Genomic DNA, 19,972 nt, shown 5'->3' with positions numbered 1-19,972 from the left:
CGTCTCTACCGAGCAGAGCGAGTAACGGCGAGGGGCCGTCCCTGAGCCATGCCCGCCCTGCCTGTAGGCTTCTGGTAATCAGGCGGGGGCCGTCAGGCGAGTGATGAGCAACGCGAGTAGTGACCCGGGGCGACCTGGGTCATGTTCTTTTGGAGTTGCTTTCTCCAGCCTGTTGCCGTTTCCCTGCCCTACAATGTGCCCTTATGGAAGGTTTGATGCTCTCCCGCGTGCTGCGCGACCTGGCTGGGGGCCTGCCGGCGCGGGCGCTGGGCTGGGTGTTCCCTGACGAAACCACAGCCGCCCTATTGCTGGAAGGCATGCCAGCTGGCACCGGCAACCTGGTACTCAGCTACCGCCCGCCGCAGCCGGTGGTGTACTTTTCGCGTGAGCGGCTGCGCGGCGAGCCGAACAATCCCTTTCAGCAGATGATGGCCCACAAGGTTCGGGGCGACCTGCTCCGCGCCGAGCAGCTGAAGCTGGACCGCGTGTTTCAGCTGCACTTTGGCGGCGAGGAAGGCTTTGTCAGCGTGCCGCCCGCCCGGCTGCTGTTCGAGGTGACTGGCCGCAACGCCAACCTGCTGATTCTGGAGCAGGGAGAAGGCTTTGGGGGGCGCATTCTGCATGCTGCCCGTGAAATTACCCCCTCGCGCAACCGCTTCCGCACCACGCGCTCTGGCGGACAGTACACGCCGCCGCCCCCGTACGAGAAGCTGGACCCACGCAGCCTGAGCGCTGAAGAGGCACAGGTGCAGGGCTTGGCGGCGCTGCCACTCGCCCGCTGGCGTGAGCAGGTGGACGGTCTGGGGCCGCTGCTGAGCGCTGAGCTGGGCCGCCGCGCCGGGTTTACAGAAGCCCCAGGGCCAGAGAGGTTGCCGCAGGCGCTGTCGGCCCTGGCGTCGCTGGTGGACGACCCCAGCGTGTCTGAAGGGGTAATGACCGACGGGGCCCGTGAAGCTGCCCGCACCGAAAAGGCGGCGCAGCTCCGCAAAGAGCTGGTGGGGCCGCTTGACAAGCGCCTGTCCCTGCTGACCAATCAGCTGAGCGATGTGACCCGCGCTGAGGAAGGCATTGAGCTGGCCGCCCAGGAGCGCACCGAGGCTGACATTCTGATGGCCTACAGTCATCAGGTGCCGGACGGCAGCGCCGAGGTGTCCCTACCGGACCTGACTGGTGAGGGCGAAGTGACCATCGCGCTTGACCCGCTGCTCAGCGCTGTCCAGAACGCCGAGAAGCGCTACGCCCGCGCCCGCCGCCGTGAGGACGTGTATGAGCGGTTGGCCGAGCGGGAGCCGCGCCTCCGTGCCGAGTACGCTGAGGCCCACGCCCGTGTGCAGGCCCTGGAAACAGCCAGTCTCAGTGAGCTGGAAGCCCTGGCCGCGCAGTTGGTCAGCGAGAAGCCCGAAAAAGTACCTTATGGCCTGCGCTTTACCCTGCCCAGCGGCCTGACCGCGCTCGTAGGCCGCAACAACAAGGAGAATGCCACCTTGACCCACCGCATCGGACGGAGCATGGACTACTGGTTTCACGCGCAGGGCTACGCGGGCAGCCATGTGCTGGTCCGCACCGGGAGCGCAGGCCGCGAGCTGTCGCCGCCCGATATCCTCTATGCCGCGCAGCTGGCGGCAGCCCATTCCAAAGCGCGGGGCAGTTCTAATGTGCCGGTGGACTACACCCGCATAAAGCACGTCTGGCGGCCCAAGGGCGCGGCGGCGGGCAAGGTAAACTACACCGGCCAGAAGACCGTCTTTGTGGACGGCGACCTGCCGGAAAACTGAAGGCTAGGCACGCTGGACATTGAGCCGCTGAATGCGGGCACGGATATGGCGCTGCAAGAGGGCTGGGTAAAGGTGGAGCGGCGCGGCCAAGGCCACCAGCCAGAGGGCAGTTTCAGGCATGTGCAGGCACAGAAGAACCGCGCTGAGGGCCAGTGCAGTGAGCAGGGCCCAGACATGTCCCAGCTCAGAGCGCCAGGTCTGCTCGGCCAGCTGTGGCAGCCCTCCACGCCCGCCGCCGTAGCCCCTGGCACTGCGGACCAGGGTGTTCCAGCCGGTTCGTTCCAACAAGCGGCCAAAATGCCCAACTCCCAGCCGTCGGTACAGTGCGCCGTGATGACCCGAAACCGTAAACCTGAGTGGCCCGGCAGCGTCAGGCAGACGCCCAGGCAGCGCGAACTCTGCTGCTGCCATCAGGGACCAGTGGACAAGCCATGCAAAGGCAGCGGCGGGCGCCGGTCCTGGGGGCAGAAGCTGGCTGCCCAGGGCGGCCAGGGCCACCGCAGCGACGCTCAAGGCCAAACTTTTCATCAGGGTGACGGGGGCGCATGGCGCAGGGCCTTGGACAGTTTCTCGTCCAACTCCTCTCGTAGCCGGACCGATACAGGTGCTGCCAGCGCCCGCCTGATCACCGCGGGGTCTGGCTTGCGGGATTTGTGCAACTTCATCAGTTCGCTCAGGGTTGGTGTTCCGGTCTGGGCCGTGGGCTGCCACTCGCCCACGTCGCCGGGCCGCAGGGTGCCGCCCTGAATGACACGGGCATAGATCCCCGGCAGGCCCAGAGCGTACATGTCCTTAACAAAAGAGCCGGGATAATCGCCCGCCAGATACGCCGCCGCCAGCGCACAGGGCAGGCGGGGGGCGGTGGCTTCCAGCAGCACCTCGCCCAGCTGGAAGCGGTCACCGGGCCGCACATCGGCGCTGCTGGGACCACTCAGGCGCACATTTTCCCCGAAGTAAGCACGCTCCAGCCCGGCTTGCAGGCCCAGCGCGGCCCAGGCTTCGGCGTCGGCCTGGGTGTACAGGTACAGCGCCTGGTCGGGGCCACCGTGGTATTTCTTGTTGGCGACGTGGTCGCCCTCGGCCCCGGCAGCACTGATGGTCAGCGACTCTTTCGGCTGCTTGGCGATTCCGCTGCGGGTCAGTTTTTGTCCGACCAGAATCTGACCAGGTTCGCCCGCGTAGAGGGCCAGCACAGCGAAGGGGAGAGGTGCGCTCATGCTGTCAGGCTAGCAGGGTAGGTTGCCGGTCATTCAACCGGTCACGGCTCAGATGCTGCGGCTTGCCGGGCGCCGTCATGCCCTGGGTCCCTGTTGTCCCGCTGCCGCTGTGCTGAAATACAGAGCGTGACTGACCTTCCTTCTCCACCCAACCTGGCGGATATGGACCCAGCTAAGGACTCAGCCGAGCTGGCACAGGGCCGGGTCTGGCTGCTGGCCTTGTTGTGGGCCTTGCCTGCGCTGGTCGCGGTGCCGACGGTGGCCGCTCTCCTACAGGGACACACCGAAGGAGCCGTGCAGCAACTCCTGTATCTCGTCGCCACAGGCATTCTGATGTGGAATGTCTGGCGCGGCAGTGTATGGTCTTGGCGCATTACTGTGGCACTGGCGATGCTCACGGGGATGCTGGTGTTCATGGCAGGTCTGTTTGCAGGCCGCACGCTGGTGCAGGGGCTGTTGGTCAGCCTGGGTGGACTGGGTTTCTTGGCGATTGGGCTGCTGCTGGTGGCGGCGGGTCCAGTGCGCTCCTTTCTGGAAACGCGCTGGGCCGCCCGCACCGCCGCCCTGCGCGGGGGCCGCCGATGACAGGCCGCCGCTTTACCGTACAGGGCACCAACAATGCGTTTGACTGCGCCCACTGCGGCGCGGCCATCTTGCCGCTGCAAAATGGCTCGGTCCGCAACCACTGTCCGCACTGCCTGCACTCGCTGCATGTAGACATCTTTCCCGGTGACCGCGCCTGCGAGTGCCGGGGGGTGATGGAGCCGGTGGCCGTCGAAAACAGTGGCAAAAAGGGCTGGATGATTGTCCACCGCTGCCAGAAATGTCGGTACGTGGGCCGCAACCGCGCCGCTCTGGACGACCCGGAGCAGCCCGACAACTGGGACCTCATCGTGGACCTCAGCCAGTGGCCCCGGCTGTAGCGCTCCGGCAAAGCTGCACGCTTCTCACTGTAGGAAAAGTTAAACAAAGGAATAATGTAGGGACGCCCTGAGTGCGCCCTCAGCTGAGGTGAGCCATGACTGAGAGATTTCTGCCCCGCACTGCCTACTCCCCGCGCCCGCTGCTGGCCTCATTGCTGCTGGCGGCTGCTTTGGTCGGCTGCACCGACACCGAGGAGAAAAGCACCACCCGCACCGTCACCCAGCAGACAGTGACCACCGAAACAGCTTCGTCCAGCGCCACTTCTGAGCCGGCGACGACTTCTGCACCCAGTGGTGCGCCTGCCCCGTCAGAGCCCGCTGCTCCGGCCAGCAGTGAGACCAGTGCCGCTTCGGCCACTCCTGCGGCCAGCACAGCAGAACCGTCTACGCCGAGTGCCAGCGCTGCCGAACCTGCCCCAGCTCAGACGCAACCTGCTGCGGCTGAGCTGGCCCCAGCGGAACCGGCGACTACCCCAGCGACCCCGGCTCCGGCCAGCCCAGCGCCGCCCAAGCCAGCACAATCCACGCCAGCGCAGACCCAGCCAGCACAGACCCAGCCAGCACAGGCCCAGTCGGCACAGCCCAAGCCAGCCGCGCCAGCGACTGCGGCTGAACCTGCCCCCAGCCCGGCTACTCCCGCACCTTCAGGCGAGGTGATTGCTGACCCCACCGAGTACTACGAGGAAAATGCCCAGTCGGGCACTTCACCTGCGCCCACGGTGATTGAGGAAATTTATTTTCCCAATTGCCAGGCGGCGGCAGCCGGAGGCTACAGCAATATTCCGAGCAGCAGCCCAGCTTACCGCTCTGAACTCGATGACAATGGTGACGGTGTGGCCTGCGACTAAAGGGTTGCGGTAGACCATCTGAGCGAGTGTCTCAGCTGCTACCTTCTGAATCCCCCTTGATCTCCAGCGCCCCTCAGCACAGCCCCGCTTCTATTGGCGGGGCTTGTTGCTGATGCGCCTGACCTGCCGGGCCGTCCCAGGCTGGGGGCAGAGTCCAGCCAAAAGAAAACTCCCCGCCGTTTCCGGAAGGGAGTTCTATGCTGGTCGAGGCGGCGAGATTTGAACTCACGACCCCTACCACCCCAAGGTAGTGCGCTACCAGGCTGCGCTACGCCTCGACGTTCAGCACCGAGAAATATACACGTCCCAGCAGAGGGGGTCAAGCAGGCCAGCTGTGGGCGGCAAATGAGCGGCTTGGGCGTGCGCCCCGGTTCTAACATGGGGTGGCCCACTTTGGCACTCTGGGCCCCAAGGAGAAGACCTATGAACAAATCTGCTTTGCTGGTTGCGGCGCTGGCCGCTTGTCTGCCCTGCGCTCAGGCCCAAACTGCGCCCAAGTTTAACCAATGGTATCTGGAAGGCTGCGGCGTGCAGGACGCCGGGAACAACTATGTGGTCGCGGGCTATCAGCAGATATGCATCATCAAGGTCAATGTGACCCCCAACGGCGCGCTCCCGGTCAAAGCGGTGTTTTCCTATGAGCTGGAATGGACCCAGGGTGGCCGCCCGCAGAAGCTCACGCTGCCGGGCAAAGATGTCTGGACCCCGCATGGCCGCAGCGACGCTTACGTCGAGGTGGGGACGTATCACTATTTCATCGGCCTCCCGCTCAACGTGCGCGCCCGCGCTGACCGGCAATACACCGCCATCAATGTGATTGGGACGTTTACCTTCAGCAACGGCAGCACCAAGAAGCTGTTTGAAAAAATCAACGTGGTTCACTGAGCTGCATTTGCTGAGCAGCGTGCACTGAGCTGCCTTGACCAAACCCGCGCCTGGGATGGGGAGCGGAGCAGTATCGTAGACCTATGGTTCAACATTTTGACGAGAAACTGAAGAAGTACGCCCAGCTGGCCGTGCAGACCGGCGTAGGACTGCGCCCCGGCCAGCGCCTGCTGATTGAGTCGCCCATCGAGACAGCGCCGCTGGCCCGCGCCCTCGCCGAAGCCGCCTACGAAGCGGGCGCCAGCTTCGTGGATGTGCGCTGGGACGATGACGCTATCAATCTGCTGCGTTACGAGCAGGCTCCGGACGGTTCTTTTGATCAGATCAGTCGCTGGCGGGTAGATGCCGAGCTGGAAACGGTGGAAGAAGGCGGCGCCGTGCTGGCGATTCGCTCGGCTGACCCTGGCCTGCTGAGCGGGGTGGATGCGGGCCGGGTGTCGCAGCAGGCGCGGGCCTACGGCACTTACCGCAAGGCCTATAGCCGCAAGGTGATGACCAACGCCGTGAACTGGAACCTGATTACCGCGCCGCTGCCTGCCTGGTCCGCACTGATTTTCCCGGAGGCGACAGCCGAAGAAGCAGTGGACCGCCACTGGGACGCTATCTTTGCGGCCACCCGTGCGGACCAGCCCGACCCCATCCAGGCTTGGGAAGACCACCTCGCTGCCCTCAAGACCCGCCGTGATTACCTCACCGCCAAGGGCTACGCTGCGCTGCACTTCAAAGACAGCGAGGGCGGCACCGACCTGACCGTGGGTCTGGCCGATGACCATGTCTGGGGCGGTGGGGCCAGTACCAGTGCCGCGCCGGAAGGCGGACGCTTTGTGCCCAACATTCCGACCGAAGAAGTGTGGACCGCGCCGCACCGCGACAAGGTGGACGGCGTGGTGGTGAGCACCAAGCCACTCAGCTACAGCGGCGTGCTGATTGACGGCATTCGCATGCGCTTCGAGGGCGGCCAGGTTGTAGAGATGACGGCGCAGCAGGGCGGGGAAACCCTCAAAGAGCTGATTGCCACTGACGAAGGCGCAGCTCGCCTGGGCGAAGTGGCCCTGGTCCCGCATTCCAGCCCCATCAGTCAGTCGGGCCTGTTCTTCTTTCACACCCTGTATGACGAGAATGCGGCCTCGCATATCGCGCTGGGGGCAGCGTACCGTTTCAATGTGGAGGGCGGCGGCACCATGAGCGATGAGGAGTTCGCCGCGCACGGGGGCAACGATTCCATCGTGCATGTGGACTGGATGATCGGAAGCGCGACGATGGATGTGGACGGTATTACCGCCGACGGACAGCGCGAGCCGGTGATGCGGGCCGGTGAATTCGTGATCTGACCGCTCAAAAGGTAAGGGGCCGCAGAGGTGGGTGTTCTGCGGCCCCTTTTTCTCAGTTCTCTTCTTCTCAGTTCTCTTCAGCTCAAGTCGTCTTCGATGCCCAGCACCGCCAGCGCCTCGGCGTACTGCACTTCGGGCACATACAGGCCCACATCGCCCAGATACGTGCCTGCGATGATCTCGTACACCGGGGCCGCCACCGACCACCCCGCCGGAGTCAGCAGGGCGCTGATCACGCCGCCATCTGCAAGGTCACGCCGCCAGCCTTCAGCCAGCAGCCGGGGCAGGGTGTCCACGCGCCGCCAGCGGTGGCCCAGGCGCTCAACCACGTCGCCGTATGGCGCGGCAGTCATGCGGTGTCGCCGGACACTAGGTCGCTGGGTACTACGTCGCTGGGTACTAGGGCAAACCGCTGCATCCAGGCGCGGCGGTCAGCCGGAAGAGGGGTGGGGCGCTTGTCAGGGCCGATATTGACCTGCACAGTGCGGGCATAGGCACTTGGAATGCCGTCGGCCAGTATCCGCACGACAAAGGTATATGAGGAGCGGCCCACGCTCTCGACCAGAGTCTCGACCATGACCTGCTGACCCAGCTTGATTTCGGCCACATAGTCCACCTCAACGCGGGCCACCACAGTCAGCAGGTCTGCCAGCGGAATTCCCATTTCGGCCAGCATCTGCACCCGCGAAGTTTCCAGGTAGCTGACATAGGTGGCGTTGTTGAGGTGACCCATCGCGTCGGTATCGCCGTAACGCATCTGGATTTCGGCGCGGTGGGCGTGGCTCCAGTCCAGGGTGGCAAGGGAGTGTTGGCGGGCCGGTTTGGTGGGGGCTGACATGATGTCAGTCTAAAGCAGTGCTGTGCTGCGCAGCCGCGCCAGTCCGCTCAACGTGGGAAAAAGCCACCTACGTCACGTCATTCTCCGCCCTGCTCTACGTACTCTGGCCGCTTCGCTTGACACCAAGGGCAGCACCTTGGTGTCAAAGACGCTATGGAATGAAGCGGCCCAGGCCCGTGTCAGCCGCAGGCCAGGAGACCGTGAGGCTTCCATGAAAGACCATCCTTAATTGTTGGACTACTGTAAGAGTTAGGGGGATGGGCCAATACACACGAAGAGGGGTCATCCTCCGATGACGTTGTCTACAGCACTGCGCTGAAGTTTCTTTCTTGGAGGTTGATGATGAAACGTTCCATTTCCTTACTCGGGTTGTCGTTGTTGCTGTTTGGTTGCGGTGCGCCGCAGACGGCTGTTCCTACGGCTGGAGCCGAGAAGCGTGTGCCAGATGTCACTGTGACGTTGCCCGCTGAGAAGGAGCTGGCGATTGCGGCCCCCCGTCCTGCTGGACTGAAGGCCGCTGCCACGGTGCCGGGCTGGACTGGCCCACGGGTCTTTGGCGGTGCCGCTGAAGCGGAGGGTGTGGCCCAACTGGGTGTGAGCAGCGCGGGGCAAGCTTTTGTCAGTACGGGAGCGGCCCAGGGCAGCGCCGTAACCACCTCGGTACGTGGATTCAAAGCGGACGGCACCGCGCTGCCGGTGGCCCAGGGCAGTGGCAGTGGAGCTGCCACCGGCCTGGCCGTGGTGGAGGACGCCAGCAAGCAGGTCTGGCACGTCCAGCAGGGCAGCGGCACTGTGGAAGTGAGTGTCTTTGGTTCGGAAATGAACGAGGTGAGCGCCAGCAGCGTGACCCTGCCCAATGGCTCTGCGGTGAACCGTGACGGCTTCTATCAGCTGGAGCGCTCAGGCCAGGGCGTGGCGCTGCTGGCGGCCACCCCGAACTCGGCAGGCCGCGCCGATGTTGTGACCCTGAACCATCAGGGCGGCGAACTGACCACCACCACCGTGGCCGTGCCTTTCCCTACCGATCTGAAGGGCTTTGACGCCTCGCGTGTGCATAAGGAATTCTCCGCCGCTTCCGACGGCACCCAGTACGTGGCGATGGCTTTTCCCAGCAATGGCTGTGTCTCTGAGGGCTGCTATTCCCGCATCAACGTGCAGCAGATCAAAGGCGGTCAGGTGACGTGGAGCCGCGTGTGGGACACCTACCAGCCAGTGCGCTTGGAAGACATCAGCGCCAACACCACCGACGTGGTCCTGCTGCTGTCCGCTGGTGGCAGCCAGCCGGACAGCCTGGCGGCTTCCTCCCAGCTGACCCGCGTGCAGAATGACGGCACCATGTTGGAGCACTACCGTGTGCCGCTGGAAGGCTGGCGCCGCGACTGGGCCAAGGGCACCCCGAACGAGCGCTATCAGCAGCTGCCCAACCTGCGCTATGTCACCACCGATAACACGGGCCGCATCGTCGTCAACAACGGGAACGCTGTCCTGTCGGGCACCTTCGCCGAGGCGCTGACCAGCATCTACCTGCTGGATGCGCAGCCCAGCCCCGCTGTGGACCGGGGCACCATCACGGGCCCGGTGGCTTTTGGCGGTGACTATCTGTACGCCGTAGGCACCACCAAGACCGGCCTGGGCAAGCCTGCTCAGCCTCCCCGCGCTGCTGGTGACGCCGAAACTGGCCCTGCGGGCGCTTTCTTGCTGCCGCTGGACTATCAGCTGAACGAGCGCTAAGTCTCACATACTTGGACGGCCCCACCGGATGCTGTATGCCGGTGGGGCTGTGCTGTGGAACGGCTGTTGCAGATGGCCCTGGGTGGCTCTGACCAGCACAGGCGCGCTAGTCTGGGGTATGAAAGCCCTCTGGCAAGGTGCGGTCCTGGCAGAATCGTCCGACACGGTGGTGGTTGAAGGCAACCATTACTTTCCGGCGGCGAGTCTGCGGCGCGAATACTTTGTCCCCTCACAGACGCGCAGCACCTGCCCCTGGAAAGGGGAGGCGAGCTACTACACCGTCCGGGTGGGCGACCAAGAAAACCGTGACGCGGCTTGGTTCTATCCCGAGCCCAAAGAAGCGGCGGCCCAGATTCGCGGGCGGGTGGCATTCTGGAAGGGTGTGCAGGTCACCGAGTAGGAGATGGTGGTCACTGGGGGGTCAGGGACGACCAGCCGCGCTGCCCCAGGCTTCGTCGTTGCCGATGTCGGGTAGGGCAGGAACCGGGCGGGGCTTGCCATTTTCGTAGACCGCCACAAAGACAAAAGTGCCGGTGGTGGCCAGCTCCTGCTCGCCGCTCGCCATGTGTTCGCGGTACACATCCACCTGAATGGTCATGGACGTGCGGCCAACCTTGACCACGCGGGCGTCCAGCGCCACGGCGTCGCCCACCCGCAGGGGCATGCGGAAATCCACCCCGTCCATGCGGGCGGTGACCACTGCGCCGCCTGCATGCCGCACTGCGGCCACCGAGGCCGCTTTGTCCATCAGCGAGAGCAGAAAGCCGCCAAAAGCCGTGCCGTGATAGTTCGTGTCCTTGGGAAAGACCAGCTCCAGCATTCGCGCGCGGCTGCGTGGAGCTGGGGCTTTGGTGGGGACGGCCTGGGGGTCTGTGTTCTCGTGGGCGTTGCTGGGGGCAGGGTCGGCGTGTTGGCTCATGCTGTGGGCAGCATAACGTGCGGACTACTCCGGCGCTGCTGACACTTGCCGCTGGAGGTGGAAGTAGCGGTGGCCCGCCAGGGTGCGCTCGCCCACAGGTCGGTAGCCGCTGCGGGCATAGAGCCGGGCGGCGGGGTTGTCTTCTGCGACCAGCAGCCCGATCTGGGTCAGGCCCAGGGCATGCGCGCGGTCTGTCAGTGCAGCCAGCAGCCCCCCACCTACGCCCCGGCCCCGCGCCGCACCAGCAACAGCCAGGGTGTCCAGATACAGCTCGCCGGGGCTACCCTCGCTGGGAAAGTCTGCCGGGTGCCCGCCCTCACGCAGCCGGCGGCGCAGCGGTTCATCGAGCGCCTGCGACTGCTCGCCGGGGTAGCTAAGCGCCAGTCCCAGCGGCTGACCGCTCGCCTGATCTGCGGCCAGCAGGCACACGTCATAGGACATCCGGTGACCCGGCTGGGCAAACAGCTCCGTAATGGCCTGCGCGGCTGCCGCGTCATTGTCGGTGCCGGTCAGCTCCCAGCCGATGTCGCCGATGGCTTCCTGAATCAGTGGCCCGGCAAAAGCCGCGTCCTCGGGGGCAGCGGGACGAAACGTCAGAGGCATGTGTCCAGCATAAGCCCGCCGTACACTGGGGTCATGACCAACCAGAGCATTCCTGATCTGATCGCCAAGAAACGCGCTGGCGGTGAGCATACCCGCGCCGAGCTGGAGCAGCTGATCGGCGGTTACACCCGCGGCGAAGTGCCCGACTATCAGGTGAGTGCCTGGCTGATGGCGGTGTTTCTGAATGGCATGGCCCCTCAGGAAACGGCTGACCTGACCCTGGTGATGGCCGAAAGCGGCGAGCAGTTGGACCTGAGCAGCCTGCACAACACTGTGGACAAGCACTCCACTGGCGGCGTAGGTGACAAGACCAGCCTGATCCTGACGCCAATGCTGGCGGCGCTGGGGCTAACGGTGGCCAAGATGAGTGGGCGTGGCCTGGCGCACACCGGCGGCACCATTGACAAGCTGGAGAGCTTTCCTGGCTGGAATCCCGAACTGCCCGAGGACCGATTTATTGCCCAGGCCCGCGAGATTGGCCTGAGCCTGGTGGGGCAGAGCAAAGACCTGGCCCCCGCCGACGGCATGCTCTATGCCCTACGTGATGTGACAGCCACCGTAGAGTCGCTGCCCCTCATCGCTTCGTCCATCATGTCCAAAAAACTCGCTTCGGGTGCCCAGACCATCGTGCTGGACGTGAAATCGGGAGCCGGGGCCTTTATGAAAACCCTGGACGACTCCCGCAACCTGGCCCGAGCGATGGTGGACATCGGCAACCGTGCGGGCCGCAATGTACGCGCCGTGCTGACCGACATGGACACGCCGCTGGGCCATATGGCGGGCAACAGCCTGGAAGTGCAGGAGGCGATTGCCACCCTGAACGGCACTGGCCCCGCCGACCTGCAGGAGCTGTGCGTGACCCTGGCCGCTGAGGTGTTGCTGGCCGCCGGTCAGGAAACCGACCCGGCGCGCGCGCGTGAGCGGGCCGAAGCCACGCTGCACGACGGCAGCGCCCTGGCCAAGCTGGAAGCCTTCGTGACGGCGCAGGGCGGCGACGGTAGCCTGGTCCGCCATCCTGCGGGCCTGGACGTGGCTCCTGGCCGTGCCGAAATCACGGCCTCTGCGGGCGGCTACATTGCCGGCCTGGACGCCCTGAGCGTGGGCCGCGCCGTGCTGGCCCTGGGCGGTGGCCGCGAGCGCAAAGGTGACCCGGTGGATGTGGGCGTGGGTGTGGAAACGGTCCGCAAGCCCGGTGAACGGGTGGTGGAGGGCGACGTGATTTACCGTCTGTACCACCGGGATGGCCGGGGCCTGGAGCGGGCGCAGGAGCTGCTGCAAGGGGGCATTGAGCTGAGCAACACACCGCCCGATGTGAAGCCGCTGATTCTGGACCGGGTGCAGTAGGGCTCTGGCCCTGCGTAGGCGGGCACACTGAGCAAAGCCTTGCCCGCCACTTGCGGCCTGTCCCCCTGCAATCTCTGAACCCAGTTCAACCCAACTGCCGTGCCAGCGCGTAAAATGGCCCCCAATCATCCCCGAGGAGGAGCGAACATCCATGGCGCTTGAGCATTTTTTCCGCAGGAGTCGGCCCAAGCAGCAGGCCGGCAATGACCTGCCCGACCTCTGGACCAAGTGTCCGGCCTGCAAGGAAACCATCTACAACAAAGACCTGGACGCGAACAGCTGGGTCTGCCCCAAGTGCGGGCATCACCTGCGGCTGGACGCCCAGCAGCGCATGGACGTGCTGCTGGACCCCGGCAGCTTCGAGCAGCTGTCGGGCCGGGTCTTTCCCAGTGACCCGCTGGATTTTGTAGATACCGAAACTTACCCGGAGCGGCTGGAGCGTGCCCAGGCCAAGACGGGCCGCCCCGAAGCCATCCTGACCGGACGCGGCCAGATTGAAGGCGTGCCAGTGATGGTGGCCGCGATGGATTTTGCGTTCAGTGGGGGCAGCATGGGCAGCGTGGTGGGCGAGGAAATTGCCCGCGCCGCCGAAGCTGCGGCTGCCGCTGACCTGCCGCTGGTGCTGGTGGCGGCCAGTGGGGGGGCACGGATGCAGGAAAGTGCGCTCTCACTGATGCAGATGGCCAAAACCACCGTGGCGCTTGAGGGGTTGCATGCCAAGGGACTGCCCTATATCAGCGTGCTGAGCGACCCCACCACCGGCGGCGTGACCGCCAGCTTCGCCACCATTGCCGATGTCATCATTGCCGAGCCGGGGGCCCTGATTGGGTTTGCGGGGCCGCGCGTAATTCAGCAGACCATTCGCCAGAGCCTGCCCGAAGGGTTCCAGCGCTCTGAATTCCTGCTGGAACACGGCATGCTGGACGATGTGGTGGACCGCCGTGAGCAGCGGGCGTACCTGGCGCGGTTGCTGCGGCTGCTGAAACCGTCTGCCCGGCAGCAGGGAGGCGAGCAATGAGCGGTATGAGTGACCTGCTGCGTGACCTGGAACACAAGGTCCGCGACCTGGAACAGACCGCCCGCAAGACTGGGCAGAACTTGGAAACGGCCCTGGCCCCGCTGCGTGAGGAAGTCGCCAAGTTGCGCCGCGCCGAAGATGACAGGCAAACTGGCCGCCAGGCCCCAGAGAAGGCTGGCGGTGAGCGCTGGGAGCGGGTGGGATTGGCCCGCCACCCTGAACGCCCGACGGCACTGGACTACGTGGAGCGGTTGACCGAGGACTTTACGCAGCTGCACGGGGACCGGCTGTATGGCGACGACCCCGCGCTGCTGGGTGGGCCCGCTGTGTGGCAGGGCATCCCGGTGATGCTGCTGCTCCAGCAAAAGGGCCGCGACACCAAGACCAAAATCAAGCGCCGCTTTGGGATGAGCAACCCCGAAGGCTACCGCAAGGCGATGCGCCTGATGGACCTGGCCGACAAGTTCGGGCTGCCGGTGGTGGCGCTGATTGACACGCCCGGCGCGTACCCTGGCATCGAAGCCGAGGAGCGCGGGCAGGGCTGGGCGATTGCCGAAAGTATCCAGCGCATGAGCCGCCTGAAGGTGCCAGCGGTGTGCGCCGTGCTGAGTGAGGGCGGCAGCGGGGGTGCGCTGGCGATTGGCGTGGGCAACCGCGTGCTGATCATGGAAAATGCCTGGTATTCGGTGATTTCGCCTGAAGCCTGCGCCAGCATCATCTGGAAAGATGCCGCTCAGGCCCCCGCCGCCGCCGAAGCCCTCAAGCTCACGGCCCCCGACCTGCTGGAGCTGGGCATCGTAGAAGAGGTGATTCCTGAGCCCGCAGGCGGCGCACACCTGGACAAAGACGCAGCTGCGCAGGCGCTGGGCGAGGCGGTCAGCCGCCATCTGCGTGAGCTGAGCAGCCTGCGCGCCGAGGAGCTGCTGGCAGGCCGCGCCGAACGCTTCCGGGCGATGGGTGTGTTCGAGGAACGCTGATTCGGCGTGTCTGCGCCACCATTTCTGAAGGGGACAGGCTGCCTGCGGGCAGTCTGCTTCTTTTGCGTTGCGGCTTTGCAAGTCCGGGCCGCTCCACACTTGTCCTGCTTCACAGGCAAGCCGATGCCGCCTCGGCAAAGGCCCTAAACAGCTTCTAAATACTTTGCCGCTACGGTGGCCTATGAGGAGGAAGACCCTATGACTGAGCCCCTGAACCCTTTTCCCGCCGAACACGATGACCACAGCCATGCGCCCGATGACTTTACCCATCTGGGCATGAACGCTGACGCAGGCATGATGACCCGCACTGTGATGGACCGCCGCCGCTTGCTGGGGCTGGGGGCGCTGGGCGTGGCCGCGCTGACTGGCGGTGCGCTGCTGGGTGGACCTGCCCTTGCGGGCGGTGGCCGCCCACCTCTGCCTCCTGGCGGCATGCCCCCGGGTGGTCCCGGCGGTGGTCCTGGCGGTCAGGGAGACGCCGCCACTGTGCAGAGCGCGAACGGTGAGTGTTCCACCTTGCCTACCGAAACCCAGGGCCCATACCCTGCCGATGGGTCGGGCGCGTCGGGGCAGACCCTCAACATCCTGGACGATTCTGGGATTGTGCGGCGTGACCTGACCCGCAGCTTGGGTACGGGCAACCGTGTCTCTGGCGTGCCCCTGACTCTGACCATGCGCTTGGTGGATGTGGACACGAACTGCACCCCACTGGCTGGATATGTGGTGTACATCTGGGCCTGTACGCCGGGCGGTGAATATTCGCTCTACAGCCAGAACATTGTGCAGGAAGATTATCTGCGTGGTGCCCAGGTTACGGACGCCAACGGCGAAGTGACCTTCCAGACCATTTTCCCCGGCTGTTACGCTGGCCGCTGGCCGCATATCCACTTTGAGGTTTACGCGAATCTGGCCGCCGCCGTGAAGGGCAATGTGGATCAGAATGTGCTTCTGGTGTCGCAACTTGCCTTGCCCGAAGCCGAGTGCCGCGCCGTATACGCGGATAGCCGCTACAGCGGCAGTGTTCGCAACCTGAATAGCCTGAGCCTGAGCAGCGACATGGTGTTCAGAGATGGGGTCAAAGCCCAGACTCCGGTCATGGTGGGCAGCGTACAGGGCGGCTACCAGGCCAGCCTGATGGTAGGACTGAAGAACTAGCGCCGTTCTTGGCGGCACCCTGTCCTAAATGGCGCTGTGTCCTGAATACAGCGCCGTATCACTGCCGCGTATATTGGCCCCATGACCCTGACAACCGAACAGAGCTGGCAGGAGTTCCTGCGCCACTACCGCGAGCTGAGCGACCTGCGGGGCATTGACTCGCTGCTGGGCTGGGACCAGAGCACCTATCAGCCGCCCGCAGCCGCTGAGGGCCGCAGCCGTCAGATGGCCCTGCTGGCCCGGCTGACCCACGCCCACGCCACCGACGCGGACTATGGCCGCACCCTGGACGCGCTGCAGGGCCGCACCGACCTGGACCCGGCCCAGGCCCGGATGCTGGAGCTGGCCCGCAAGGACTTTGAGGAGAACACCCGCTTGCCCGCTGCGCTGGTGGGGGAGATGTCCGAACATTGGGGCCGCACCTACACCGCCTGGGCTGCTGCCCGCCCTGGGGGCGACTGGGACGGCATGGTGCCGCTGCTGGAAAAGTCGCTGGACCTGACCCTCCAGGCGGCCAGTCATTTTCCGCAGTACGCTGACCCGCACGACTACTACATCGGCCAATCGGACGAGGGGATGAGCGCCGAGGTGATCGCAGGCGTGTTCGCGGACCTGCAACGCGAGCTGGTGCCGCTGGTGCAGGCTGTGACTGAGGCGTCGGAGCCGCGGACTGACTTTATCGGTGGAGCGAATCGCTACGGTCAGGCCGAGCAACTGGCGTTCGGGGAGCGGGTCATCCGTGACTACGGCTACGACTTCACGGCGGGCCGCCAGGACCTGACCCACCACCCTTTCATGACCCGCCTGGGCGACCAGGACATTCGCATCACCACGCGGGTGCGTCTGGACGACCCTACCGACGCGCTGTATTCCACTCTGCACGAGTCCGGCCACGCCATGTACGAGCAGGGCATTGCCGCCGAGTATCTGGGCACACCGCTGGGCGGTGGCGTGAGCAGCGGCGTCCACGAGAGCCAGTCGCGCCTGTGGGAAAACCTGGTGGGCCGCAGCCGCGAGTTCTGGGCCGCGTACGGGGCCGAATTCCGGGCCACCTTTCCGGGGCAGCTTGCCGGCGTGAGTGACGACGAACTGTACCGCGCCAGCAACGTGGTGCGCCGCAGCCTCATTCGCACCGATGCCGATGAGCTGACCTACAACCTGCATGTCATTTTGCGGTTCAATCTGGAGCGTGAGCTGCTGGCCGGACGGCTGGCCGTGCGCGACCTGGCCGACGCCTGGCAGGCCGCCTACCGGGATAATCTGGGCCTGGAAGCCCCGGGCCACCAAGACGGCGTCTTGCAAGACGTTCACTGGTTCTTTGGGCCGGTGGCCGGAGCCTTTCAGGGCTACACGCTGGGCAACATCATGAGCGGGCAGATTTATGCGGCGGCCCGCCGTGCTCTACCGGAGCTGGATGCCCAGATTGCCCGCCGTGAGTTCGGCCCGCTGCACACCTGGCTGCGCGAGCACATCTACCAGCATGGTCGCCTCTATACCCCCGAGGCCTTGATAGAGCGAGCCACTGGGGCGCCCCTGGCCGCTGACGATTATCTGGCTTATCTGCGCAGCAAGTACGGCGAACTGTACGGCCTGAACCTGTGAAACGTCTGGTCATCGGCGTCAGTGGGGGCAGCGGCATTCCCTACGCGCTGGATATTCTGCGTTCTCTGCATGGGCTGGACGTGGAAACCCACCTTGTCGTGACCAGCGGAGCCAAGCGGGTGATGACGGCAGAAGGCGGGGTGCGGCTGGACGAGCTGACGACGCTCGCCTCCGTCATTCACGAGGACCGCGACCTTGGCGCGAGCATCGCCTCTGGGTCATTTCGCACGGACGGCATGCTGATTGTGCCGTGCAGCGCGGGCACCCTGGCAAAGGTGGCGCACGGCATGGCCGACAACCTGGTCAGCCGCGCCGCCCACGTGACCCTCAAGGAGCGGCGGCGGCTGGTCCTCGTGCTGCGCGAAGACCCGGTGCCGAGGCCGATGCTGGTGAACATGCTGGCCGCCCATGATGCGGGGGCCACCGTGATGAGCGCCAGCCCGGGCTTTTACCACGCGCCCCGCAGCGTGGATGAGTTGCTGCATTTCGTGACGGTGCGGGTGCTGGACCAGTTCGGACTGGAGGCGGGCGGATTTAGGCGCTGGGGGGAGGGTGGCTGAGATAACTTGTGAGATGTACGTCTACGTTGGCTTTTACGGCCTTTTTGACCCGCGAGAATTACTGCGTTTGCTGTCACCTCAAGGGGCCATATGTGAGACGCGGCGTGTGGGCGAAGCCTTGTGGTACGTGCCTAAAATGGCCCAATTTGACGTTCTGGAAGTAAAAACCGCTAAGCGCCGAACCTACGAATTGGAGAAACTGCTGGACGAACTGCGTGGCACTTCTTCCACCTGGGCCGAAGCTGGCGCATGGGCTAAAAGTCGCAATCTGAACGTTTTCCTGCGCGTGGTGGCCGAATTTGGCGAAACGACTCCCGCGCTGGTGATGCGGCCTAACCATCTGATGTGGCTGCTGTCCTTGGAAGCAACGGTGGACATGGACTTATACAATTTCAATTCCTGAACCTTGCTGATTACCTCTACTGCCCGCTACACTTTCCCCAACGCGCCCACGCTTTAAGCCCTTGCTTAAACCTCTCTGGGCGGTTCGGCCTTCCTCCATTCAAAGGACTTTTCAGCCTTGCGCAACTGACGTTCTCCCGCTGACCTTTTACGCTGCCTGGGCTTTGAGCCAGGGCCTTGTAAACCTGTGGAGGAACTCTGTTGTTACAGGCATCTTCTGTCGCCCTGTCGTACGGCGACCAACTTCTTTTTGATGACATTTCTTTGACGCTGAACGCGGGCGAGCGTGTGGGGCTGATTGGCGAGAACGGCAGCGGCAAGACCTCGCTGCTGCGCGTGCTGGCGGGCGAGGTGGCCCCCACAACGGGCGAAGTGCAGCGTACAGGCCGCGTGGCGTACCTCACCCAGCAGGCGGGCGAACTGGCCGGAACCGTGATAGAAGCGGTCAAGCCCGCCCCATTGAGGGCGGCGGCGCAGCGGTACGCGCAGGCCACCGCAGCACTGGAAAGCGGCACGCCCGCAGCGCTGAGCGAGTTTACCGAGGCCGAGGAAAGCTACCGCCTGAGCGGAGGCTACGACTTTGAGGTGCAGGCGGAAAGTGTGCTCGCGGCGCTGGGGCTGGACGCGGGGGCACAGGCGGGGGCGCTGTCGGGCGGGCAGACGCGGCGGCTCTTGCTTGCAGCGCTCTTGCTCTCGCCCGCCGAGACGTACCTGCTGGACGAACCGACCAACCACCTGGACGCGGCGGGGCTGGCATGGCTAGAAGGTTGGATTCAGGCCTCTCCCGCCGCCTTTGTCTTTGCCAGCCATGACCGCGCCTTTTTGGATGCCGTTAGCACGCACACCGCCGAGCTGGAACGCGGGCGGCTGACCGTTTACCCCGCGCCCTACACGGAGGCGATGGAATTGCGGGCGGTGCAGCGGGCCGCGCAGGAGCGGGATTTTGAGGCGTACCGGCGCAAGCGGGCGGCGCTAGAAGATGCAAAGAGCCGCGTGCATTCGGTGGCGCGGAGCGCGGGACAATTCAACCATAAGCGCGCAGGAAATGTGCCCATGTTGCCTGCCAAAAATAGGGCGCAGGCGGCAAGTCAGACGCTGGCGAGGCAGGCCAGAGCTTTGGAGCGCCGAATAGAACGCCTGGACACCGTAGCCGCCGCCAAACCCTACACCGACCACCGCCGCCTGACGCTGGACTTGCCGCCGATTGCCCCTGGCCCGCTGGACGTACTGCGGGTGGAGGGGCTGACCGTACAACGAGGCGAAAAGACGGTACTGGACGGCCTGAATCTCCACCTGCGGCGCGGTGAGAAGGTGGCGCTGGTGGGGGAAAACGGCGCGGGCAAAAGCACCCTGCTGCGGGCCATCTTGGGCGAGCTGCCGCATAGAGGCCGCGTGGTCTGGGGAGCGGGCCTGAGCCTTTATGCGGCGGGGCAAAATGGCGAGGAACTGGCGGGTTTTGAGACTTTGGCTGATGCCCTGCTGGACGCCAACGACACCCTCACCCCGCACCAGCTGTACGAAATCACGGCGCAACTCTTTTTGCCGCCGCCGCACACGCCCATTGCGCACCTGTCGGGCGGCCAACGCACCCGCCTGAGCCTGGCCCGCCTGAGCGTGACGCGGGCTCAGGTCCTGCTGCTGGATGAGCCCACCAACCACCTAGACCCACAGATGGTGGACGTGCTGGAGGATGTGCTGCGCGACTACGCAGGCACGGTCCTGCTGGCAACCCACGACAGGCGGCTGATTGAGCGGGTGGCAGGGCGCGTGGTGGAGGTGGGTCATCTGACCACATAGATAATGACTGCACAGATGAGCGGTGAGCGCTTTGAGGCGCTGCGGAC

The 19,972-nt window shown here is 64.9% G+C and carries 22 protein-coding genes and 1 tRNA gene; 16 read left to right on the top strand and 7 right to left on the bottom strand.

The window, feature by feature from the left end; translation table 11 throughout:
* Positions 1-203: 203 nt before the first annotated feature.
* Positions 204-1,775, top strand: a complete 1,572-nt coding sequence (locus IE158_RS00390; RefSeq protein WP_189641681.1) for an Rqc2 family fibronectin-binding protein — start codon at positions 204-206, stop codon at positions 1,773-1,775.
* Between the two features lie 3 nt (positions 1,776-1,778).
* On the opposite strand, the gene IE158_RS00385 is transcribed toward IE158_RS00390, so the two are convergent.
* Positions 1,779-2,288: a glycosyl-4,4'-diaponeurosporenoate acyltransferase CrtO family protein gene (locus IE158_RS00385; RefSeq protein WP_189641680.1), complete on the bottom strand. Its 510-nt coding sequence runs from the start codon at positions 2,286-2,288 to the stop codon at positions 1,779-1,781.
* A 14-nt stretch (positions 2,289-2,302) separates the two neighbouring features.
* Entirely contained in the window at positions 2,303-2,992 is a 690-nt protein-coding gene (locus IE158_RS00380; protein ID WP_189641679.1) for an MOSC domain-containing protein, read from the bottom strand.
* 126 nt (positions 2,993-3,118) lie between these two features.
* Here IE158_RS00380 and IE158_RS00375 point away from each other — a divergent pair, with 126 nt between their 5' ends.
* From IE158_RS00375 to IE158_RS00365, 3 genes are all read left to right on the top strand, one after another.
* Positions 3,119-3,577 carry a hypothetical protein gene (locus tag IE158_RS00375; protein WP_229838797.1) on the top strand — a complete coding sequence of 153 codons (459 nt, stop codon included), beginning with the start codon at positions 3,119-3,121 and terminating at the stop codon, positions 3,575-3,577.
* Positions 3,574-3,915 (top strand): RNHCP domain-containing protein, encoded by a 342-nt coding sequence (locus IE158_RS00370; RefSeq protein WP_189641678.1) that lies wholly within the window; start codon positions 3,574-3,576, stop codon positions 3,913-3,915. The genes IE158_RS00375 and IE158_RS00370 overlap by 4 nt, the downstream gene beginning before the upstream one ends.
* A gap of 95 nt (positions 3,916-4,010) precedes the next feature.
* A complete protein-coding gene (locus tag IE158_RS00365) occupies positions 4,011-4,763 on the top strand; it encodes an excalibur calcium-binding domain-containing protein (protein ID WP_189641677.1) in 753 nt (250 codons plus the stop codon).
* 201 nt (positions 4,764-4,964) lie between these two features.
* Here the strand turns inward: IE158_RS00365 and IE158_RS00360 are convergent.
* Positions 4,965-5,041: transfer RNA gene (locus IE158_RS00360), tRNA-Pro, on the bottom strand.
* A gap of 145 nt (positions 5,042-5,186) precedes the next feature.
* Between IE158_RS00360 and IE158_RS00355 the strand changes: the two genes are divergently transcribed.
* Together IE158_RS00355 and IE158_RS00350 are read left to right on the top strand one after the other, a co-directional pair.
* Positions 5,187-5,648 (top strand): hypothetical protein, encoded by a 462-nt coding sequence (locus IE158_RS00355; RefSeq protein WP_189641676.1) that lies wholly within the window; start codon positions 5,187-5,189, stop codon positions 5,646-5,648.
* A gap of 83 nt (positions 5,649-5,731) precedes the next feature.
* The gene (locus tag IE158_RS00350) at positions 5,732-6,979 is read left to right on the top strand and encodes an aminopeptidase (protein ID WP_189641675.1); all 1,248 of its coding nucleotides are present in this window, start codon (positions 5,732-5,734) and stop codon (positions 6,977-6,979) included.
* A 77-nt stretch (positions 6,980-7,056) separates the two neighbouring features.
* On the opposite strand, the gene IE158_RS00345 is transcribed toward IE158_RS00350, so the two are convergent.
* Together IE158_RS00345 and IE158_RS00340 are read right to left on the bottom strand one after the other, a co-directional pair.
* Entirely contained in the window at positions 7,057-7,332 is a 276-nt protein-coding gene (locus IE158_RS00345; RefSeq protein ID WP_189641674.1) for a hypothetical protein, read from the bottom strand.
* On the bottom strand, positions 7,329-7,817 hold the full coding sequence (locus tag IE158_RS00340) for an acyl-CoA thioesterase (protein WP_189641673.1): 489 nt from the start codon (positions 7,815-7,817) through the stop codon (positions 7,329-7,331). The genes IE158_RS00345 and IE158_RS00340 overlap by 4 nt, the downstream gene beginning before the upstream one ends.
* A 342-nt stretch (positions 7,818-8,159) precedes the next feature.
* On the opposite strand from IE158_RS00340, the gene IE158_RS00335 reads away from it, so the two are divergent.
* Complete coding sequence (locus IE158_RS00335) at positions 8,160-9,548, top strand: hypothetical protein (protein WP_189641672.1); 1,389 nt, start codon at positions 8,160-8,162, stop codon at positions 9,546-9,548.
* Positions 9,549-9,666: 118 nt separating this feature from the next.
* Entirely contained in the window at positions 9,667-9,948 is a 282-nt protein-coding gene (locus IE158_RS00330) for a DUF427 domain-containing protein (RefSeq protein ID WP_189641671.1), read from the top strand.
* 21 nt (positions 9,949-9,969) lie between these two features.
* On the opposite strand, the gene IE158_RS00325 is transcribed toward IE158_RS00330, so the two are convergent.
* Together IE158_RS00325 and IE158_RS00320 are read right to left on the bottom strand one after the other, a co-directional pair.
* Positions 9,970-10,368, bottom strand: coding sequence for an acyl-CoA thioesterase (locus tag IE158_RS00325; protein ID WP_189641784.1), 399 nt, complete (start codon positions 10,366-10,368; stop codon positions 9,970-9,972).
* 123 nt (positions 10,369-10,491) lie between these two features.
* Positions 10,492-11,070, bottom strand: a complete 579-nt coding sequence (locus tag IE158_RS00320) for a GNAT family N-acetyltransferase (RefSeq protein ID WP_189641670.1) — start codon at positions 11,068-11,070, stop codon at positions 10,492-10,494.
* 33 nt (positions 11,071-11,103) lie between these two features.
* Between IE158_RS00320 and IE158_RS00315 the strand changes: the two genes are divergently transcribed.
* The 8 genes from IE158_RS00315 (at position 11,104) to IE158_RS00280 (ending at position 19,925) form a co-directional block, all read left to right on the top strand.
* The gene (locus IE158_RS00315) at positions 11,104-12,414 is read left to right on the top strand and encodes a thymidine phosphorylase (protein ID WP_189641669.1); all 1,311 of its coding nucleotides are present in this window, start codon (positions 11,104-11,106) and stop codon (positions 12,412-12,414) included.
* A 151-nt stretch (positions 12,415-12,565) separates the two neighbouring features.
* Positions 12,566-13,432, top strand: a complete 867-nt coding sequence (gene accD / locus IE158_RS00310; protein WP_189641668.1) for an acetyl-CoA carboxylase, carboxyltransferase subunit beta — start codon at positions 12,566-12,568, stop codon at positions 13,430-13,432.
* Positions 13,429-14,409, top strand: coding sequence for an acetyl-CoA carboxylase carboxyltransferase subunit alpha (locus tag IE158_RS00305; protein ID WP_189641667.1), 981 nt, complete (start codon positions 13,429-13,431; stop codon positions 14,407-14,409). Before accD ends, IE158_RS00305 begins: the two co-directional genes overlap by 4 nt.
* A 198-nt stretch (positions 14,410-14,607) precedes the next feature.
* Complete coding sequence (locus IE158_RS00300; protein WP_189641666.1) at positions 14,608-15,564, top strand: dioxygenase family protein; 957 nt, start codon at positions 14,608-14,610, stop codon at positions 15,562-15,564.
* Positions 15,565-15,645: 81 nt separating this feature from the next.
* Positions 15,646-17,166 carry a carboxypeptidase M32 gene (locus IE158_RS00295; RefSeq protein WP_189641665.1) on the top strand — a complete coding sequence of 507 codons (1,521 nt, stop codon included), beginning with the start codon at positions 15,646-15,648 and terminating at the stop codon, positions 17,164-17,166.
* Entirely contained in the window at positions 17,163-17,726 is a 564-nt protein-coding gene (locus IE158_RS00290; protein ID WP_189641664.1) for a UbiX family flavin prenyltransferase, read from the top strand. The genes IE158_RS00295 and IE158_RS00290 overlap by 4 nt, the downstream gene beginning before the upstream one ends.
* Before the next feature lie 136 nt (positions 17,727-17,862).
* On the top strand, positions 17,863-18,129 hold the full coding sequence (locus IE158_RS00285) for a hypothetical protein (RefSeq protein ID WP_229838796.1): 267 nt from the start codon (positions 17,863-17,865) through the stop codon (positions 18,127-18,129).
* 200 nt (positions 18,130-18,329) lie between these two features.
* On the top strand, positions 18,330-19,925 hold the full coding sequence (locus tag IE158_RS00280; RefSeq protein ID WP_229838795.1) for an ABC-F family ATP-binding cassette domain-containing protein: 1,596 nt from the start codon (positions 18,330-18,332) through the stop codon (positions 19,923-19,925).
* Positions 19,926-19,972 lie beyond the last annotated feature (47 nt).

The sequence above is a fragment of the Deinococcus piscis genome, assembly GCF_014653275.1.
GTDB classification, from domain to species: Bacteria; Deinococcota; Deinococci; order Deinococcales; family Deinococcaceae; genus Deinococcus; species Deinococcus piscis.
This window is presented reverse-complemented; position numbering and strand designations above follow the sequence as displayed.

Bases quoted from the DNA above. Each gene is read 5' to 3' on its own strand.
- accD (WP_189641668.1), top strand. From the start codon at position 12,566: ATGGCGCTTGAGCATTTTTTCCGCAGGAGTCGGCCCAAGCAGCAGGCC.
- IE158_RS00285 (WP_229838796.1), top strand. From the start codon at position 17,863: ATGGCCCAATTTGACGTTCTGGAAGTAAAAACCGCTAAGCGCCGAACC.
- IE158_RS00320 (WP_189641670.1), bottom strand. From the start codon at position 11,070: ATGCCTCTGACGTTTCGTCCCGCTGCCCCCGAGGACGCGGCTTTTGCC.
- IE158_RS00380 (WP_189641679.1), bottom strand. From the start codon at position 2,992: ATGAGCGCACCTCTCCCCTTCGCTGTGCTGGCCCTCTACGCGGGCGAA.
- IE158_RS00330 (WP_189641671.1), top strand. From the start codon at position 9,667: ATGAAAGCCCTCTGGCAAGGTGCGGTCCTGGCAGAATCGTCCGACACG.
- IE158_RS00365 (WP_189641677.1), top strand. From the start codon at position 4,011: ATGACTGAGAGATTTCTGCCCCGCACTGCCTACTCCCCGCGCCCGCTG.
- IE158_RS00295 (WP_189641665.1), top strand. From the start codon at position 15,646: ATGACCCTGACAACCGAACAGAGCTGGCAGGAGTTCCTGCGCCACTAC.
- IE158_RS00325 (WP_189641784.1), bottom strand. From the start codon at position 10,368: ATGCTGGAGCTGGTCTTTCCCAAGGACACGAACTATCACGGCACGGCT.
- IE158_RS00370 (WP_189641678.1), top strand. From the start codon at position 3,574: ATGACAGGCCGCCGCTTTACCGTACAGGGCACCAACAATGCGTTTGAC.
- IE158_RS00300 (WP_189641666.1), top strand. From the start codon at position 14,608: ATGACTGAGCCCCTGAACCCTTTTCCCGCCGAACACGATGACCACAGC.
- IE158_RS00350 (WP_189641675.1), top strand. From the start codon at position 5,732: ATGGTTCAACATTTTGACGAGAAACTGAAGAAGTACGCCCAGCTGGCC.
- IE158_RS00390 (WP_189641681.1), top strand. From the start codon at position 204: ATGGAAGGTTTGATGCTCTCCCGCGTGCTGCGCGACCTGGCTGGGGGC.
- IE158_RS00305 (WP_189641667.1), top strand. From the start codon at position 13,429: ATGAGCGGTATGAGTGACCTGCTGCGTGACCTGGAACACAAGGTCCGC.
- IE158_RS00340 (WP_189641673.1), bottom strand. From the start codon at position 7,817: ATGTCAGCCCCCACCAAACCGGCCCGCCAACACTCCCTTGCCACCCTG.
- IE158_RS00315 (WP_189641669.1), top strand. From the start codon at position 11,104: ATGACCAACCAGAGCATTCCTGATCTGATCGCCAAGAAACGCGCTGGC.
- IE158_RS00345 (WP_189641674.1), bottom strand. From the start codon at position 7,332: ATGACTGCCGCGCCATACGGCGACGTGGTTGAGCGCCTGGGCCACCGC.
- IE158_RS00335 (WP_189641672.1), top strand. From the start codon at position 8,160: ATGAAACGTTCCATTTCCTTACTCGGGTTGTCGTTGTTGCTGTTTGGT.
- IE158_RS00355 (WP_189641676.1), top strand. From the start codon at position 5,187: ATGAACAAATCTGCTTTGCTGGTTGCGGCGCTGGCCGCTTGTCTGCCC.